The organism is Phenylobacterium sp. (genome assembly GCF_025934275.1).
Classification (GTDB): Bacteria; Pseudomonadota; Alphaproteobacteria; order Caulobacterales; family Caulobacteraceae; genus Phenylobacterium.
In genome coordinates this window covers 57,596-74,863 of the sequence record NZ_JAICYI010000006.1, presented here as the reverse complement: position 1 = coordinate 74,863, position 17,268 = coordinate 57,596, and the positions used below count along the sequence as shown (strand labels likewise).

Sequence of the window (17,268 nt, the reverse complement as noted above, 5' to 3'; positions counted from 1 at the left end):
GGCTGCGACGTGGGCTTCATCAGATAGGCCGCCATCAGCGGGGTGAGCAGGCGCGCCACCAACAGCGAGAAGAGCACGGCCACCGAAACGGTGAGGCCGAACTCCTTGAAGAACTGGCCGGCCATGCCCTTCATGAAGCTCACCGGCGTGAAGACCACGACGATCGCCATGGTGGTCGCCACCACCGCCAGCCCGATGGCGTCGGCGCCTTCCATGGCCGCCTGGAAGGGCCTGATCCCGGTCGCGACGCGCTTCTCGATGTTCTCGATCTCGACGATGGCGTCGTCGACCAGGATGCCGATCACCAGGGTGAGCGCGAGCAGGGTCACCACATTCAGCGAGAAGCCGAACGCGCTCATCACGAAGAAGGTCGGGATCAGCGACACCGGCATGGCGATCGCCGCGATCGCCGTCGCCCGCCAGTCCCTGAGGAACAGGAAGACCACGAGGGCCGCCAGGGCCATGCCCTCGGCCAGCACGTGCAAGGTCGCCTGGTAGCTCGCCCGCGTCTCGTCGACCGAAGAGAAGATCTTGGCGAAGGCGAGGCCCTGGCCCGGGCGGGCGATCGGCGTGAACTTCACCCCGGGATGGGTCGCCGCGAGCTTGGTGAGCGCCGCCTTGACCTCGTTCTCGACGGTGACGTCGCTGGAATCCTTGGTCTTCGACAGGTTGAAGCCGACCACCGGACGTCCGTTCAGGCGGGCGAAGCCGCGCGCTTCCGAAGCTCCGTCGCCGATGTCGGCCACGTCGGTGAGCTTCACATAGCGGTTGGTCCCGGTCGGGATGGTGAGGTCGCGCAGCGCCTGGATCGTCTTCACCGATCCCAGGACCCTCAGCGTCTGCTCCTGGCCACCGACATTGAGCCGGCCGCCGGGGGCGTCGACGGAGACGGAACGCAGGGCGTTGTTCACCTGCGGCGCGGTGAGGCCGCGGGCGTTCATCCGCTCCGGATCCAGGATGACGTTGATCTCGCGGGTCACCCCGCCGACGCGCGAGACGTCGGCCACGCCGGCCAGCGCCTGCAGGGTCTGGCTCACCGTGTCGTCCACGAACCAGGAGAGGTCCTGGTCGCTCATGCCGGGCGCGGCGACGGCGTAGGTCAGGATCGGCCGGTCCTCGATCTCCACCCGCTGGACGACCGGCTCGTCGATATCCCGCGGCAGCTGGGCCCGCACCTGGGCCACCCGCTGGCGGACCTCGTCGGTCTTCTTCTGCAGGTCCTCGCCGAGCTCGAACTCCATCGAGGTGGTGGAGACGCCCTCGGTCACCGTCGACTGGATATTCCGGACGTTGGCGATGCCGGACATGGCGTCCTCGACCGGCCGGGTGACCTGGGTCTCCATCTGGTCGGGCGCGGCGCCGCTCTCGGTGACGGTCACCGCCACCACCGGGAAGGAGACGTTGGGATACTGCTTGATCGGGAGGCCCGTGTAGGCGAACAGCCCGGCAAGCACGAGGGCGATGAACAGCACCGCGACCGGCACCGGATTCTTGATCGCCCAGGCCGAGATCCGCACACGCGGCCGATGGATCGGATCGCTCATGGCGCCGCGCCGGCCTCGACCGGTCGCACCAGGTCGCCATCGAGCAGCAGGCCGCCCGCGGCGCGCACGATCCGCGCCCCCGCGGCGGGGCCCTTGATCAGCTGCACCCAGCCGCCGCCGCGCTGGCCGGTCTGGACCATCACCCGGCGTACGTGGTTGGTCGCATCGACGACCATGACGCTCGCCCCGTCGGCGTCGTAGCTGACCGCAGTGTCAGGCGCCGAGAGCGCGACCCCGCTGGCCTCGGTGAACACCGCCCGCCCGAAGCCGCCCGCGCGGATGTCGGGGCGGACAGGCAGTCGCACCCGGACGAACCCGAGCTTGGTCTGCGCGTCGACTTGCGGACTGATCAGGCGCACCACCCCGGTCACCGTCGCGCCGTCGGGAAGCGTGACGAGCGCCCGGCTGCCCGGATGGATCTTCGCCAGGTCGTCTTCCGCGAGCTGCGCCTGCAGCTCGATCTCGCCGTCGCGCGCCAGGCGGAACCACGGCGTCGCTCCCGCTGCGGAGAGGTCGCCCGGCCGCACGGTCTTCTCGAGGATCAGGCCCGAGACCGGGGAGGTGACGTTCATCTTGGCGTAGCGGGTCTTCAGGTCGCGCAACTGGGCGGCCGAGACGCGCGCCTGGAACCGCCGCTGGTCGATCTGCTCCTGGGCCAGCACCCCCTGGCCATCGAGGCCCTTGACCCGGGCGGCCTGGTCGGCGGCCTGATCGTACTGCGCCTGAGCCTGGGCGATCTGGGCCTCGATGAGCGAGGGATCGAGCCGCACCAGCACCTGGCCCTTCTTCACGTACTGGCCGACGTCTGCCAGCACCGCAGCCACCCGGTAGCCGTTGACCTCCGGCAGGACGGCCGCCTCCTCGCGCGGCATCAGGTCGCCCGAGGCGGCGAGCGCGCCGGTGATGGCCCGCGGTTCGACCCGCGCGACGCTCACCGTCCGCGCCTGGTCGGCGGCGGTGGTCCTGGGCGGCGGCGGCTTGCGACAGCCGGCCAGCGCCAGCGTGGCCAGCAAGCCGAGGAGGAGGATGCGGCGGCTCATCGGCGGGTCACCTTGCTGCTCCTGTCATGCCCTGAGTCGCCGTGTCCCAGCCGCCGCCGATCGCCTTGAAGGCGGCGACCGCGTCTCGCAGTCCCTGCACCCGCGCCGAGGTCAGCTGAATGCGCGTGGAGCGCCAGGACTCCTCCGCCGACAGCACAGTCTGCAGGTCGTTGAGGCCCCGCTGGTAGCCCTTGCGGGAGGCTTCGTAGGCCCGGCGCGCCCGCACTTCGCCGTCGGTGAGGATGCCGACGCGGCGTTCGTCAACGTCGAGGCGAACGAGGGCGCTCTCGGCTTCGCCGAAGGCCGTCTGCACGGCTTTCTCGTAGGCGATCACTGCCTCTTCCGTGCGCGCGTCCTGCGCCTTCAGGTCCTCGAGCAGCGTGGGGAGAGAGAACACCGGCTGGGTGGCGCTGCCGCCGATCGTCCAGCTCTGCGAGGTGGAGCGGAACCCGGGCTGAACGACCCGCGACCAGCCGACGCCGGGCGTGAGCATCAGGGTCGGGAAGAAGGCGAGGTTGGCCAGCCGCAGACGTCCGGCGGCGCTCTCGATGCGGGCCTGCGCCTCGCGCACGTCCGGCCGGCGTCGCAGCAGCTCGCTCGGCAGGGTCGCCGGGACCGGCGGAACGCGTCCGACGCTCGGCGAGGCGTCGACGGTGGTGATCGAATCGGCCGGCCGGCCGGCGAGGATCAGCAGGGTCCTGAGCTCGGCGCGCAGTTCGCCGTCCAGCGTTTCGGCCTGCGACTTCGCCTGGGCAAGCTCGCCCGCCACGCGGTCGGCGTCGGCGCTGGTCCCGATCCCCACCGCCGCGCGTTTCGCGGCCACGTCGTAGAGCTCCTGCTGGATGCGCACCTCTTCGCGCGCGTCGGCGAGCTGGATGGCGAAGCCGCGCGCCTGGAAGTAGGCGTCGGCCGTCTGCGCCGCCAGGCTCGCGCGGGTGGCCTCGTAGTCGAAACGGACCGCCGCCACGTCGCCGCGCGCCGCGCGACCCGCCGCGAAGATGCGGCCGAACAGATCGACCTCCCAGCTGACGTTGAGGTTGGCGGCGTCCTGCTCGTTCGTGCCGCTGGTCGAGAATCCGGGGAAGTTCACGATCGTGCCCGAGAGCTGGGTGGTGTGCGTGCGCCGGGCGGAGGCGGTGGCGTCGCCCTGCGGCAAGAATTGGGTCAGGCTGGCCGCGGCGCTCGCGCGTGCCTCCCGCAGCCGCGCCGAGGCGGTCCTGGCGTCCGGATTCGCCGCCAGCGAGTGCTCCACGAGAGACGTCAGCTGCGGATCGTCGAACGTCGTCCACCAGCGGTCGAGCACCGCGGCGGAAGCCCCGCCCTGCTGCGGCGCCTCGTAGGCGGCCGGCAGGGCGACGTCGGGCTTGCGCGCGTGCGCGCATGCGGCGAGCGCCAGGGCGGCGGCGAAGACGGCGAAGCGGACCGGATGCATTCGACGGCTTAGTGAAGCTCCCCCTCACCCGCTAGTCGCCGCGCTGGGCCGACTCGGATGCGCCAACGGCAGAATACCACGCCCATATGGGCCGCTTTGCCATAGATCACAGGGGCGGCCGCGCGGATTGCCGGGCGGATACAATCCAAAACCAGCGGCGGCCTAGCCGTCTGGGCGCCACGCCGCTATTGGTCGCGCAACTTCGCACCTAGCCGAGAGCCATTATGCAACAGCTTATCCTGCTGGCGGCCGCCGCCGTGCTGATTTCTGGCCCGGCGCGCACCGCTTCGGGGTCGATCGACCCCGCGCTCATGAAGCAGGACATCAAGGTCCTGTCGTCCGACGCGTTCCAGGGCCGGGCGCCGGCGACCATCGGCGAGACCAAGTCGGTGGCCTACATCGAGAAGCAGTTCAAGGCGGCCGGGCTGCAGCCTGCGGGCGACAAGACCAAGGCCGGGCGCAGCTGGACGCAGAACGTGCCGCTGGCCGACTTCGAGATCGCCGGCCCGGTGACGGTGAGCGTGACCGCGGACGGCCGGACGCTCAGCTGGAAGCAGGGCGACGAGGTGGCGCTGAGGGCCGCCCAGACCGGCCAGACCCGTGTCGCCATCAAGGACGCGCCGGTGGTGTTCGTGGGCTATGGCGTGACCGCGCCGGAGCGGAACTGGGACGACTACAAGGGCGTGGACCTGCACGGCAAGATCGCCCTCGTCCTGGTCAACGATCCCGACTTCGAGACTGCGCCCAAGTGCGAAAACGGCTGCGACTTCGGCGGCAAGGCGATGACCTACTACGGCCGCTGGACCTACAAGTACGAAGAGGCCGCCCGCCGGGGCGCGCTGGGCATGATCGTGATCCACGAGACCGCGCCCGCCTCCTATGGCTGGAACACGGTCAAGAACTCCAACACCAACCCGGTCTTCGACATCATCCGCAAGGATCCCGCCAAGGCGCACGTGCCGCTGGAAGGCTGGATCCAGCACGATCCAACGGTCGAGCTCTTCAAGGCGGCGGGCCTCGATTACGAGCAGCTGAAGAAGGTCGCCCAGACCCGCGACTTCCGGCCGGTCACCCTGAAAGGGGTGACCTGGTCCACCGACTTCGCGGTCACGGCGCGCAAGGTGGTCACCCACAATGTGGTGGGCCTCCTGCCCGGCAAGGGTCACCCGAACGAGCGCGTGATCTACACGGCGCACTGGGATCACCTGGGCGTGGGCCTGCCCGACGCCAAAGGCGACCGGATCTACAACGGCGCGGTGGACAACGCCTCGGGCGTGGCGGGGCTGATCGAGCTGGCCCGGCTGTTCGGCCGGCCCCCGCGCACCGACCGCTCGGTGATGTTCATGTCGGTGACCTCGGAGGAGAAAGGGCTGCTGGGCTCCGAGTACTATGTCTCGGACCCGCTCTATCCGCTGGCGACCACCGTCGCGGACATCAACATGGATGTCATGGACGTCAACGGGCGAACGCGCGACGTGATCAGCTCGGGCAATGCGCCGCTCACCTTGCAGGACGACCTGGTGGCCGTCGCCAAGCAGCACGGGCTCTATTACAGCCCCGACCCAAGCCCCGAAGCCGGCCACTTCTACCGCTCGGACCACTTCTCGTTCGCCAAGCGCGGCGTGCCCGCCATCTCGGTCAGCGGCGGCGTCGACCTGGTGAAGGGTGGCGTGGCCGCGGGCCGCGCGGCGTCGCAGGCCTACACGCGCGACCGCTACCATCAGCCCGCCGACGAGTACGATCCCAACTGGGACCTGTCGGGCATGGTCCAGGAGGTCGAGGTCCTCTATGACCTTGGCCGCAGGCTGGCGATCTCGCGCGAGTGGCCGGAGTGGAAGCCCGGCGCTGAGTTCAAGGCGACACGCGACAGGACCGCGGCCCAGAGGAAGTAGCCGGGAGACCCAACGCATGGCGGAAGCGGGACGCATCCGGGCCGGGATGGGCGGCTGGACCTTCGAACCCTGGCGCGGGACCTTCTATCCGAAGGGACTGAAGCACGCCGAGGAGCTGGACTACGCGGCCCGCCAGGTCACCGCCATCGAGATCAACGGCACCTACTATTCGACCTTCAAGCCGGACAGCTGGGCCAAGTGGCGGGCCGCGACGCCCGACGGATTCAAGTTTGCGGTCAAGGCGTCGCGGTTCTGCACCAACCGCCGCGAGCTCGCCGGCATGGGCGAGTCCATGCAGCGGTTCCTGAACCAGGGGATCGCCGAGCTCGGCGATCGGCTCGGCCCGATCCTGTGGCAGTTCATGGGGACCAAGAAGTTCGATCCCGCCGACTTTGAAGGCTTCCTGGCGCTGCTGCCGGACAAGCTCGAAGGCCTGCCGCTCGTGCATGTGGTCGAGCCGCGGCACGCCAGCTTCCGAACGCCCGAGTTCGTGGCGCTCTGCCGCCGGCACGGCGTCTCCATCTGCCTGGCCGACCACGACAGCTATCCGATGATCGCCGACGTCACCGGCCCGGTGGTCTACGCCCGTCTGCAGACCGGCTCGGACCAGATCGAGACCGCCTATTCCGCCAAGGACCTGGACGTCTGGGCGGAGCGCTTCAAGACCTATGCCCGGGGCGGCCGGCCCGCCGATCTCGAGGCCGTCTCGCCGGTAGACGCGCCGAAGACGCCCCGCGACGTCTATGTCTTCGTGATCCATGAAGGGAAGATCCGCGCTCCCGCCGGCGCCATGGCGCTCCTCGAGCGCACCGGCTAAGCCCTTGCCTTAGCTCGCATTTGGGGCTCACGTAGCAGCGCTCGACGATGCACGGAGGCGCGCATGCCACAGCCGTCGTTTCCCACCGATTGCGAGAGCCTCACGGCGGATTGGCTGACTGCGGCGCTCGGCGGCCAGGAAAACCTCGGCGCGCGCATCACCGGCTTCTCCGCCGACCGCGTCGGCGAAGGCGTCGGCTTCATGGGCGTCGTGAGCCGGCTGTCGCTAGCCTACGACCGCGAGGCTCCGGCGGCCCCGCGCTCGGTGATCGCCAAGTTCCCGAGCCCCGATCCCGGCGCGCGCGGCGTCGCCGCCACCTTCCGCCACTACGAGAAGGAGGCGCGCTTCTACGAGCAACTGGCCGCGCATAGCCCGGTGCATGCGCCGCGGGCCTATTACCAGGCGTTCGACCCGCAAAGCGGCGATTTCGCGCTGTTGCTCGAGGACCTAGCGCCGCGCCGCAACGGCGACCAGCTGAAGGGCCTCTCGCGCGCGGAAGCCGCGCTCGCCATCGAGACGCTGGGAAGGCTGCAGGCCTGCTGGTGGGAGACGCCGGAGCTAGACGCCGTGCCGTGGCTGCCGGCCTTCTCCGACCCCTCCATGCTGGTGCTCGAAGCCGTGTTCCAGCAGTGCTGGGGGCCCTACCAGGCGTTCCTCGGGGATAAGCTGCCCCCGCCCATGCGCGCCGTGGGCGATCGGCTGGCCACGCGCATCCAGAAGATCTTGCATCGGCTCTCGGAGTCGCCCTGCACCCTGGTCCACGGCGATTTCCGGGCGGACAACTTCTTCTTCGGCGACGACGGGGCGTCGCTCGCGGTTGTCGACTGGCAGATCGTGCTCAAGGGCCGCGGGGCCTTCGATCTGGCGTACCTGCTCACCGGCAATCTCAGCGTGGAGGATCGCCGGGACGGCGAGGCCGAGCTCGTGAGGCTTTATGCCGAGACCCTGAGGGCCAATGGGGTGGCGGGCTATGGCTTCGACGAAGCCTGGCGGGACTACCGGCTCTGCGCCGTCTTCGGCTGGATCTGGCCGGTGGTGGCGATCGGCAGCCTGGATCCGTCCAACGCGCGCGGCCTCGCCTTCTTCTTCGAATGGAGCCGTCGCGTCTGCACGGCGATCGAGGACCTCGAGGCCGCCAGGCTGCTGGAGGCGTTCTAGGCCTCGGCGAGCGCGGCCCAGCGGTCCAGCAGGTGTGCGCGCTCATTCAGCGCCACCACGTTGCGCTCGCCCGAGCGTGCGCACAGGTAGCGGTGCACCGAGGTGTAGCCGGGCTCGAAGAACAGCCTGGGCGGCATGCCGAGCACATGCGCCGTCCAGACGTTGATCACCCCGCCGTGGCAATAGACGGCGACGCGCCGCCCCTGGTTTGCGGCGATGATCTCCTCCAGCGCCGCCACCACCAGCTTCTGGAAGGCGGCGATGTCGGGCGCGCCGCCCCCCGCGACGAACGCCTTCCAGGCCTCGTAGTCCTCCTCCTTCAGCACCTCCAGCGGCACATAGGAGCCGGAATCGCGGTCGAATTCGACGACGCCGGGATGCAGGCCGAGCTCATGGCCATGGGCGGCGACGAACGGCTCGGCCGTCTGAACCGCGCGCACCATCGGGCTCGAATAGACCGCATCGATGCCCTCGTGCGCCAGCCAGCGGGCGACACGGCGCGCCTGCTCGTGTCCCTCCGGCGACAGCGGCGGGTCGGCGGTGTCGGCGCTGCGCACCGGCAGGCCATGGCGGATGAGGATGAGCTCCATGTGCGCCTAACCGCCTCGGCGGCCGCGTCGCGTCAAGAGCCTTGACCTCCCCAGCGGGAAGGCGCCGCAGTTCGCCCGAGGCGAGGAGGAGACCCGATGGCCGAGCTTTCCATGAACGACCTGATGTTCCGCGACGGGCTGCTGAACGGCGAGCGCATCCTGATCACCGGCGGCGGCACCGGGCTCGGCAAGGTGATGGCCGAGGCCTGCGTGATGCTGGGCGCCCAGGTCTACATCTGCGGCCGCCGCGGCGGGGTTGTGGAGGAGACCGCCAAGGAGCTCACCGACGCCCATGGCGGCAAGTGCGTGGGGCTTGCCTGCGACATCCGCGTGCCGGAGGCCATCCACGACATGCTTGACCAGGTCTGGGCCGACGGCGGGGCGCTGACCGGCCTGGTCAACAACGCCGCCGGCAACTTCATCAGCCGCACCGAGGACCTCTCGCCCCGCGGCTTCGACGCCATCGCCAACATCGTGTTCCGCGGCTCGTTCTTCGTGACGCTGGACTGCGGCAAGCGCTGGCTTGCCGAGAAGAAGCACGCCTCGGTGGTCTCGATCCTGACCACCTGGGTCTGGCACGGCGGCCCGTTCACCGTGCCCTCGGCGATGTCCAAGGCGGGGCTGAACGTCATGACCCAGTCGCTGGCCGTCGAGTGGGGCAACCGCGGCGTCCGCTTCAACGCCATCGCGCCGGGGCCCTTCCCGACCGAAGGCGCCTGGGCGCGGCTCTCCCCGGGCCGCGCGGCCGAGCGCGAGAAGGCCGATCCGACCATCCCGCTGGGCCGCACCGGCGAGATGCGCGAGCTGGCCAATCTCGCCGTCTACCTCCTGCACCCGGGCTCGGCCTACGTGAACGGCCAGACCATCGCCATCGACGGCGGCGGCCATCTCGCCGGCCGCGGCCGCGCCGATCTCGCCAGCTGGGGGGACGCCGAGTGGGAGGCCGCCCGCAACGCCATCCGCGGCGCTAACGAAAAGGACCGCGCGCAGAGGACCGTCTAGTCAGACCAGACTAGAAATATCGCACGCGCGGGACGTGGGCAGTTGGCGCCGCCGCTCGGATGGCTAGAATGACGCACGTCACTTTTTAGCCATCGGATGGTCATGTCCCAGGTCGCCTACCTCCCTGCGGTCGGCAAGCGCGAGCAGACCAAGGTCCAGAACCGCCAGGCCATCCTCGACGCCGCGCGCGAGGTGTTCGGCGAGCTGGGCTACGAGACCGCCACGGTGCGCGACATCATCCGCCGCACCGGCCTCGCCGCCGGCACCTTCTACAACTACTACCGCTCCAAGGAGGAGGTGTTCGCCGCGCTGGCCGACGAGGGCGCGCGCCGCTTCGGCCCGCAGCTGAAGGCGATCCGGGCGCAGGCCGCGGGCGACTTCGAGACCTTCGTGCGCCGCGCCATCGAGGCCTACTTCGAGTTCCTCGCCGACGAGCATCGCAACTGGACCGCCCGGCGTCCGCCGGACGAGCCGCACGTGCATGTGCAGGGCGAGACGCCGGAAATGACCGCCGTCTTCAGCGAGGTGCGCGAGGCGATGGAGCAGGCGATCGCCGGGCGCAAGGGCCCCGTCTCGGATCCGGACTACATGGCCGCGGCCTGCATCGCCGTGGCCCGTGAGGTCGGCGACAAGATGCTGGAGCGCCGTCCGATCGAGACCCGCGCCGCCGCCGAATTCGCCACCGCCATGATCCTCAACGGCCTGAAGGGCCTGCCGAAGGCGCAGGCCTGATGGCCCCGACCCAGCGCCTGGTCGTCCGCAAGCTGCTCACCCTGCCCGCGCCGATCCTGCGGCTGATGGCAGGCGGCGGCGTGGTCTACCAAGGCGGCCGGACGCTCGATCCGCGCATCCAGTTCCTGGCCGCCCAGGCCCGCAGGCAGCCCAGGCTCGAAACCCTGCCGGTCGCCGAGGCGCGCGCGGCGAGCGACGCCGGCCTGGCGGCCGTGGCCGGCGATCCGGAGCCCGGCGTCACGTGGGAGGACTTCGCCATCGAGGGCCCGCGCGGCCCGATCCCGATCCGCGCCTATCGCCCGCCCTCGCAGGATCTAGGCGCGCCGATGATGGTCTACGCCCACATGGGCGGCGGGGTGATCGGCGCCCTGGCCACTTCGCACGTCTTCTGCACCATCCTGGCCGCCTGCGCGCGCTGCCCGGTGCTGTCGGTGGACTACCGGCTCGCGCCCGAACACCGGTTCCCCGCCGGCCTCGAGGACGTGCTGGCGGCCTACCGGTTCGGCCGCGACAGCGCCGAGCGGTTCGGGGCCGCGGCCGGCAAGGCCGCGATCGGCGGCGATTCCATGGGCGGCGGGTTCGCCGCGGCCGTCTGCCAGCAGCTCAGGCGCGCCGGCGAGCCGCAGCCGGAGTTGCAGCTCTTGATCTATCCCTGGGTGGACCTCGGCTGCGAGAGCGCCTCGATGACGATCTATGGCGAGAGCTATCCGCTGACCCGCCCGCTCCTGAAGTGGTTCGCCGGCCAGTACCTCGGGCCGCAGGACGATCCCGCTGATCCGCGGGTCTCGCCGCTCGAGTCCGACGACCTCGCCGGCCTCGCGCCGGCGGTGGTGGTGACCGCCGGCTTCGATCCGCTGGTCGACCAGGGGCAAGCCTACGCGCGCAAGCTGAAGGCCGCCGGCGGCCACGTGATCTACCGCTGCTACGACAGCCTTTCGCACGCCATCACCGCGCTCACCGGGGCCGTACCCTGCGCCGACGTCGCCTGCCGCGAGATCGCCGGTCTGGTGCGCGAAGGCTTCGAAGGCCGGATCGCCTGATGCGCGCAATCGTCGTCGAGGAGCTGGCGGCCGACTACGCCGGCGTCCGGCTGCGCGAGCTTCCGACGCCGGAGCCCGGTCCAGGCGAGGTGCGCGTCAAGGTGCGCGCCGCCGCGGTCAACTTCCCCGACCTGATGCAGACCCGCGGCGAGCACCAGCACAAGCCGCCGCTGCCCTTCGTCCCGGGCATGGAGATGGCCGGCGAGATCGACGCAGTGGGCGAGGACGTCACACAATGGAAGCCGGGCGACGCGGTGGCGGGCGGCGGCCGCGGCGGGTTCTCGGAATACGTCGTCGCGCCGGCGGCGGGCCTGCGGCGCAAGCCGGAGGGCCTGAGCTTCTCGCAGGCGGCGGGCTATCCCGTCGCCTACCTCACCGCCTACGTCGGCCTGGTCCGCTGCGGCCGCGTGCAGCCCGGCGAATGGGTGCTGGTGCATGGCGCAGCGGGCGGCGTGGGCCTGGCCGCCGTCGATCTTGCGCGGCTGCTGGGCGCCAAGGTGATCGCCGCCTCGGCCTCGGACGCGAAGCTGGCCATCGTCGAGCGCGAGTATCGGCCCGACGCCATCGTCAACGTGACCGGCGGCTTCCGCGAGCAGGTGAAGGCGGTCACCGGCGGCAAGGGGGCCGACGTCATCTATGATCCCGTGGGCGGCGACGTGTTCGACGAGAGCCTCCGCTGCATCGCCTTCGGCGGCCGCATCCTCTCGATCGGCTTCACCTCTGGGCGGCTGCCGGTGCTGCCGGTGAATATCGCGCTGATCAAGGGATTCTCGGTGATCGGCGTGCGCGCCGGCGAATTCGGCCGCCAGTTCCCCGAGAAAGGGCGCGAGAACCAGGCCGCCATCTGGAAGCTGGCCGAAGAGGGCAAGGTCCGCCCGCGCGTCGACAAGGAATATTCGCTCGCGGAGTGGCGCGCAGCCCTCGACTCCCTCGCCGAGCGCAAGGTGGTCGGCAAGACCATCATCCGCCCCGACCTCTGAGGCTCCAAATCATGACCATCGGCAACGACGCGCAGTTCGAGAAGCTGAAGGTCGCAGGCCGCGTCGTGGCCCGCACGCTGGCCGCCATGGGCGGGGCGCTGGAGCCGGGGATCACCACCAAGGAGCTTGACGATCTCGGCCGCAAGCTCCTGGAGCGCGACGGCGCGCGCTCGGCGCCGGAGATCACCTACGGCTTCCCGGGCGCCACCTGCATCTCGGTCGGCCCCGACGTCGCCCACGGCATCCCGGGCAAGCGGCGGATCGAAGCCGGCGATCTGGTCAACATCGACGTCTCGGCCGAGGTGGGCGGCGTGTTCGCCGACACCGGCGCGAGTTTCGCCGTCCCGCCTGCGAAGGCGCGCATCGAGCGCCTGTGCCGTGACGGCAGGCGCGCGCTCTGGACGGGGATACGGGCGGTGAGGGCGGGCGGCCGGCTGAACGCGATCGGCGCCGCCATCGAAAGCTTCGCGAACAACAACGGCTACAGCCTGGTGCGCAATCTCGCGAGCCACGGGGTGGGCGACGCCCTGCACGAGGCGCCGACCGAGATCGCCACCTGGCGCGAGCCGCGCGACGAGCGCCGCATCGCCGAGGGTCTGGTGTTCACCATCGAGCCGTTCCTGTCGCTGGGCGCCGACTGGGTCGAGGAGACCGGCGACGGCTGGACGCTGCGGCCGCCCGCCGGCGAACCCATCGTGCAGTACGAACATACCCTCGTCGCCACGCGGCGCGGACCGGTGGTGGTGACGCTGGAGGCTTAGCGGTCAGTCGGTTGACTTCCCCGCCCCTGTCAACTATCCACCGCCGCTCACTTTTCGTCCCCGGAGCCGTCCCGTGAAGCGGACTTTTCAGCCGTCCCGCCTCGTGCGTAAGCGCCGTCACGGTTTCCGCCTGCGGATGTCCACCAAGAATGGCCAGAAGGTGCTCGCGCGCCGTCGCGCCAAGGGCCGCAAGCGCCTGAGCGCCTGACCGCGGCGCCCTCCCGCGCCGGTTCGACGGGCCGGGTTACAAAACCCTCATCCGCCCGACGCTGGCCCTATCCTCGCCGCGCCCTTACCTATGGGGCGCATCTCGGGGAATAGGAATGACAATCCTCATCGTGATCGTCGTCATCCTGGTCGTTCTCGGCCTGCTGGCGATCGGGACCTACAATCGCCTGGTGGCGCTGCGGCAGAACACCAATGAGGCCTTCGCCGACATCGACGTGCAGCTGAAGCAGCGGCTGGATCTGGTGCCCAACCTGGTCGAGACCGTGAAGGGCTACGCCGCCCACGAGCGTGGCACGCTCGACGAGGTGACCCAGGCGCGCGCCGCGGCGGCCAGCGCCGGCACGGTCGACAGCAAGATCGCCGCAGAGAACGCGCTCAGCGCTTCGCTGGGGCGGCTGATGGCGGTGGCCGAGGCCTACCCTGACCTCAAGGCCAACGCCAATTTCATCAACCTGCAGAGCCAGCTCTCGGATATCGAGAACAAGCTCGCCGCCGCCCGCCGCTATTTCAACAACGCCGTTCGCGAGTTCAACGCCTCGATCCAGGCGTTCCCGGCGATGCTGTTCGCCGCGGCGATGGGCTTCCAGCCCCGGGAGTTCTTCGACCTGGGCGCCGACCGCGCGGCGGCCGCCACGGCGCCGCAGGTGAAGTTCTAGTCGAAGGGCACCGCCATGCAGGCGCTCGGTCTGCAGACCTACATCTGGAACAACAACCTCCGCTCGATCCTGCTGCTGGCGGGCTTTCCGATCCTGCTGATGGGAATCATCGCGGCGCTGGAGGCGGCGGCGGCCGCCGCCGGCCTGGTCCAGGTCCCGTCGCAAGCCGGCCTCGCGGGCCTGATCGTCGGATCGGCGCCGCTGGCGATCGTGGTCGCGCTCATCTGGTTCGCCATCGCCTACCTTTGCAACCAGGCGATCATCGACGGCGTGACCGGCGCGCGCGCCGTGGAGCGGGGCGACGCCCCCGAGCTCTACAATCTCCTCGAGAACCTCTGCATCTCGCGCGGGCTGCGCACGCCCACGCTGCGGATCATCGAGACCGACGGCATGAACGCCTTCGCGAGCGGCCTGCACGAGGGCCGCTTCTCGGTGACCGTGACGCGGGGGCTGCTCGACAACCTGGACCGGGACGAGCTCGAGGCGGTGCTGGCCCATGAGCTTTCCCACATCATCAACCGCGACGTGCGGACGATGGTGGTGGCCGCGGTCTTCGTCGGCATCATCACCCTGCTGTGTCAGGTGGTGTTCCGGGCGCTCTACTGGGGCTCGTGGGGCGGCTTTAGGATCCGCAGCCGCGACCGGAGCGGCAACCTCGGCCTGTTCCTGATTCTCGCCGTCGTCATCGCCGCCGTGGGTTACCTGCTGGCGATCGTCGTGCAGATGGCGCTCTCGCGCCGCCGCGAGTACGTCGCCGACGCCGGCTCCGTGCAGCTGACCAAGAACCCCGACGCGATGATCTCGGCGCTGACGAAGGTCGCCGGCCACGAACACCTGGAGGCGCCGCAGTCGGTCCGGGCGATGTTCCTCGAGGACAACGACGAAGGCGTCTTCGGGCTGTTCGTCACCCACCCGCCGATCGCCAAGCGGATCGCGGCCCTGCAGCAGTATGCCGGCGGCCGCGTGGTCGAGGCGGAGGTCCCGGCGAGCGCGCCGGCCGCGGGCCAGGTCCGCCCCGGCCCCTGGTCCGAGCCGGCCGAAAGCCCTCCGGAACCGATGGTCGCGCCCGATCACAAGCCTGGGCCCTGGGGTTAGCCGCCGCCGCCCGATATGCTCGCCCGATGCCCGTGGCCGCCTTTCGAATCGAACGCCTGAAGAAGCGCGCCGACTTCCTGGCCTGCGCCAAGGCGGCCTCCTGCGCGCGCGGGGCGGTGGTGGTCCAGGCCCGCCCGCGCGACGCGGCCCCGCTGGTCCGCGTCGGCTTCACCGCCACGCGCCGAATCGGCGGCGCCGTCGAGCGCAACCGCGCCAAGCGCCGGATGCGCGAGGCCGCCCGCCGGCTGGTCCCCGAGCACGCCCGCCCCGGCTTCGACTACGTGCTCGTCGCCCGCGGCGGCGTGACCACCCGTCCCTGGGCCCGTTTGCTTGACGATGTGAAAACCGCGCTGATAAGGCTCGCCGCCGACCGCGACAGCCGGGTCCCCGATCCGTCCGCCTCCCCTCCTCAAGCCGACTGAGCGCGCCTCCACAAATGCAAGACGAGACCCGCAACACGATCATCTTCCTCGTCTGCGCCTTTGCGCTGTTCGTGCTCTACGAGACCTTCGTCTTGCAGCCGGCGGAGAAGAAGCAGGCCGAGATCGCCGCGCACCAGCGCGCTGCGGCGGTCGCCCAGGCCGCCTCGGTCGGCTCCAACCCGCCGGCCGGCACGGTCAAGCCGCGGGTCGCGCCCAACCGCCAGGCTGTGCTGGCGGCGAGCCCGCGGGTGCCGATCGCCAGCCCCGACCTGAAGGGCTCGATCTCGCTGCGCGGGGCGCGCATCGACGACCTGTTCCTCACCACCTACCGGCAGAGCGTCGAAAAGAACGCCCCGCCGGTCGAGCTCCTACGCCCGGAAGGCACGCCCCAGGCCTGGTTCGCCGAGTTCGGCTGGACCGGCGCCAACGTGCCGGGGCTGCCGGCCTACGACACCGTGTGGAGCCTCAGCGACGGCTCCCGTCTCACGCCCGGCTCGCCGATCGTGCTGACCTACGCCAACGGCCAGGGGCTGACCTTCACCCGCCGGATCCAGGTGGACGACAAGTTCATGTTCACGGTCACCGAGACCGTGGCCAACGCCTCGGGCCAGCCGGTGACCCTCGCCCCCTACGGCTCGGTGCAGCGCCAGGGCCTGCCGCCGCCCACCACCAATTCCTCGATCGTCCACGAAGGCGCGGTCGGCGCGACGGGGGTCGAGAAGCCCACCCTCACGCTGATCAAGTACAAGGACTGGGCCAAGAACGGCGGCGGCCCGCAACTGCCGTCCAAGGGCGGCTGGCTCGGCATCACCGACAAGTACTGGCTGGCCGCCATCGTGCCCAGCCAGGCCGAGCGGATCACCGGCCAGTTCGCCGCCAGCAAGTCCGGCGACCTCGACGTGTTCGCCGCCAACGTCGTGGGCCAGCCGCGCACAATACAGCCCGGCCAGACCACCACCGAGACCACCCGCTTCTTCGCCGGCGCCAAGAGCGTGCCGGTGCTGCAGGACTATGCGACGCGGCTCGGCATCCCCCGCTTCGACGACGCCGTCGACTGGGGCCATCTGTGGTTCATCACCAAGCCGATCTTCCAGCTCCTGATGTACTTCTACCATCACGTGGGCAGCGTCGGCGTCGCCATCCTGCTGCTGACGGTGGTCGTGCGCGTGCTCTTCTTCCCGCTCGCGAACAAGTCCTACGAATCGATGAGCAAGATGAAGAAAGTGCAGCCGCTCGTCGAGGAGATGCGCAAGCGATATAAGGACGATCCCGCCAAGCAGCAGCAGGAAATGCTTGCGCTCTACAGCCGAGAGAAGGTGAATCCCCTCGCCGGATGCCTGCCGATCCTTCTACAGATCCCTGTATTCTATTCGCTCTATAAGGTGCTGACCGTCACCATCGAGATGCGGCACGCGCCGTTCATGGGCTGGATCAAGGACCTTTCGGCGCGCGATCCCACCACCGTGTGGAACCTGTTCGGCCTGATCCCCTGGAACCCTGCGCACGCGCCGCTGATCGGTGGCCTGCTGGACTCCAACCTGCACATCGGCGTCATGCCGCTGATCTACGGCCTGACCATGTGGCTCTCGACCTCGATGAGCCCGCCGGCCGGCGATCCGGCCCAGCAGCGGATCTTCCAGCTGATGCCGATCATCTTCACCTTCATCATGGCGCCCTTCGCGGTGGGCCTGCTGATCTACTGGACCTGGTCCAACGTGCTGACCACGCTGCAGCAGTACGTGATCATGCGGCGCTTCAAGGTGGACAATCCGATCGACCGGTTGCTCGGCCGGCTCACCGGCAAGTGACCGACGAGGCGGTCTTCGGGCCCGAGGCGCTGGAGGCGGCGCGCAAGCTCTTCGCCCGCGAGGCCCGCTTC

17 protein-coding genes are annotated in these 17,268 nt (G+C 70.0%); 13 read left to right on the top strand and 4 right to left on the bottom strand.

The features are described from left to right. The 3 genes from Q0W60_RS03105 to Q0W60_RS03095 all read right to left on the bottom strand — a co-directional run. Nucleotides 1-1,544: efflux RND transporter permease subunit (locus Q0W60_RS03105; protein WP_297692457.1), on the bottom strand; the 1,544-nt coding region annotated here is incomplete at its 3' end. Continuing rightward, complete coding sequence (locus tag Q0W60_RS03100; protein WP_297692455.1) at nucleotides 1,541-2,584, bottom strand: efflux RND transporter periplasmic adaptor subunit; 1,044 nt, start codon at nucleotides 2,582-2,584, stop codon at nucleotides 1,541-1,543. The genes Q0W60_RS03100 and Q0W60_RS03105, both read right to left, overlap by 4 nt. Before the next feature lie 7 nt (nucleotides 2,585-2,591). Beyond that, nucleotides 2,592-4,016: a TolC family protein gene (locus Q0W60_RS03095; RefSeq protein WP_297692453.1), complete on the bottom strand. Its 1,425-nt coding sequence runs from the start codon at nucleotides 4,014-4,016 to the stop codon at nucleotides 2,592-2,594. 224 nt (nucleotides 4,017-4,240) lie between these two features. Here Q0W60_RS03095 and Q0W60_RS03090 point away from each other — a divergent pair, with 224 nt between their 5' ends. From Q0W60_RS03090 to Q0W60_RS03080, 3 genes are all read left to right on the top strand, one after another. Continuing rightward, nucleotides 4,241-5,908, top strand: a complete 1,668-nt coding sequence (locus Q0W60_RS03090) for a M28 family metallopeptidase (RefSeq protein WP_297692452.1) — start codon at nucleotides 4,241-4,243, stop codon at nucleotides 5,906-5,908. Nucleotides 5,909-5,924: 16 nt separating this feature from the next. After that, entirely contained in the window at nucleotides 5,925-6,725 is an 801-nt protein-coding gene (locus Q0W60_RS03085) for a DUF72 domain-containing protein (RefSeq protein WP_297692450.1), read from the top strand. 63 nt (nucleotides 6,726-6,788) lie between these two features. Next, on the top strand, nucleotides 6,789-7,883 hold the full coding sequence (locus Q0W60_RS03080) for a phosphotransferase (protein WP_297692448.1): 1,095 nt from the start codon (nucleotides 6,789-6,791) through the stop codon (nucleotides 7,881-7,883). Here Q0W60_RS03080 and Q0W60_RS03075 read toward each other — a convergent pair. Beyond that, the gene (locus Q0W60_RS03075; RefSeq protein ID WP_297692446.1) at nucleotides 7,880-8,473 is read right to left on the bottom strand and encodes a histidine phosphatase family protein; all 594 of its coding nucleotides are present in this window, start codon (nucleotides 8,471-8,473) and stop codon (nucleotides 7,880-7,882) included. The two genes, Q0W60_RS03080 and Q0W60_RS03075, sit on opposite strands and share 4 nt — an antisense overlap. A gap of 96 nt (nucleotides 8,474-8,569) precedes the next feature. Between Q0W60_RS03075 and Q0W60_RS03070 the strand changes: the two genes are divergently transcribed. The 10 genes from Q0W60_RS03070 (at nucleotide 8,570) to yidC (ending at nucleotide 17,197) form a co-directional block, all read left to right on the top strand. After that, a complete protein-coding gene (locus Q0W60_RS03070) occupies nucleotides 8,570-9,475 on the top strand; it encodes an SDR family oxidoreductase (RefSeq protein WP_297692442.1) in 906 nt (301 codons plus the stop codon). Nucleotides 9,476-9,577: 102 nt separating this feature from the next. Continuing rightward, nucleotides 9,578-10,207, top strand: coding sequence for a TetR/AcrR family transcriptional regulator (locus Q0W60_RS03065; RefSeq protein ID WP_297692441.1), 630 nt, complete (start codon nucleotides 9,578-9,580; stop codon nucleotides 10,205-10,207). After that, nucleotides 10,207-11,247, top strand: a complete 1,041-nt coding sequence (locus Q0W60_RS03060) for an alpha/beta hydrolase (protein ID WP_297692439.1) — start codon at nucleotides 10,207-10,209, stop codon at nucleotides 11,245-11,247. The genes Q0W60_RS03065 and Q0W60_RS03060 overlap by 1 nt, the downstream gene beginning before the upstream one ends. Next, nucleotides 11,247-12,227, top strand: a complete 981-nt coding sequence (locus Q0W60_RS03055) for an NADPH:quinone oxidoreductase family protein (RefSeq protein WP_297692437.1) — start codon at nucleotides 11,247-11,249, stop codon at nucleotides 12,225-12,227. The genes Q0W60_RS03060 and Q0W60_RS03055 overlap by 1 nt, the downstream gene beginning before the upstream one ends. Before the next feature lie 11 nt (nucleotides 12,228-12,238). Further along, nucleotides 12,239-12,988: a type I methionyl aminopeptidase gene (gene map, locus Q0W60_RS03050; RefSeq protein ID WP_297692435.1), complete on the top strand. Its 750-nt coding sequence runs from the start codon at nucleotides 12,239-12,241 to the stop codon at nucleotides 12,986-12,988. A 73-nt stretch (nucleotides 12,989-13,061) separates the two neighbouring features. Next, nucleotides 13,062-13,196, top strand: coding sequence for a 50S ribosomal protein L34 (rpmH, locus tag Q0W60_RS03045; RefSeq protein WP_293482274.1), 135 nt, complete (start codon nucleotides 13,062-13,064; stop codon nucleotides 13,194-13,196). A 115-nt stretch (nucleotides 13,197-13,311) separates the two neighbouring features. Beyond that, nucleotides 13,312-13,872 (top strand): LemA family protein, encoded by a 561-nt coding sequence (locus tag Q0W60_RS03040; protein WP_297692431.1) that lies wholly within the window; start codon nucleotides 13,312-13,314, stop codon nucleotides 13,870-13,872. 15 nt (nucleotides 13,873-13,887) lie between these two features. Next, complete coding sequence (locus tag Q0W60_RS03035; protein WP_297692429.1) at nucleotides 13,888-14,967, top strand: M48 family metallopeptidase; 1,080 nt, start codon at nucleotides 13,888-13,890, stop codon at nucleotides 14,965-14,967. A 26-nt stretch (nucleotides 14,968-14,993) separates the two neighbouring features. Further along, nucleotides 14,994-15,389 (top strand): ribonuclease P protein component, encoded by a 396-nt coding sequence (gene rnpA, locus Q0W60_RS03030; RefSeq protein WP_297692427.1) that lies wholly within the window; start codon nucleotides 14,994-14,996, stop codon nucleotides 15,387-15,389. A gap of 14 nt (nucleotides 15,390-15,403) precedes the next feature. Continuing rightward, complete coding sequence (gene yidC / locus Q0W60_RS03025; protein WP_297692425.1) at nucleotides 15,404-17,197, top strand: membrane protein insertase YidC; 1,794 nt, start codon at nucleotides 15,404-15,406, stop codon at nucleotides 17,195-17,197. The last annotated feature ends 71 nt before the right edge of the window (nucleotides 17,198-17,268 follow it).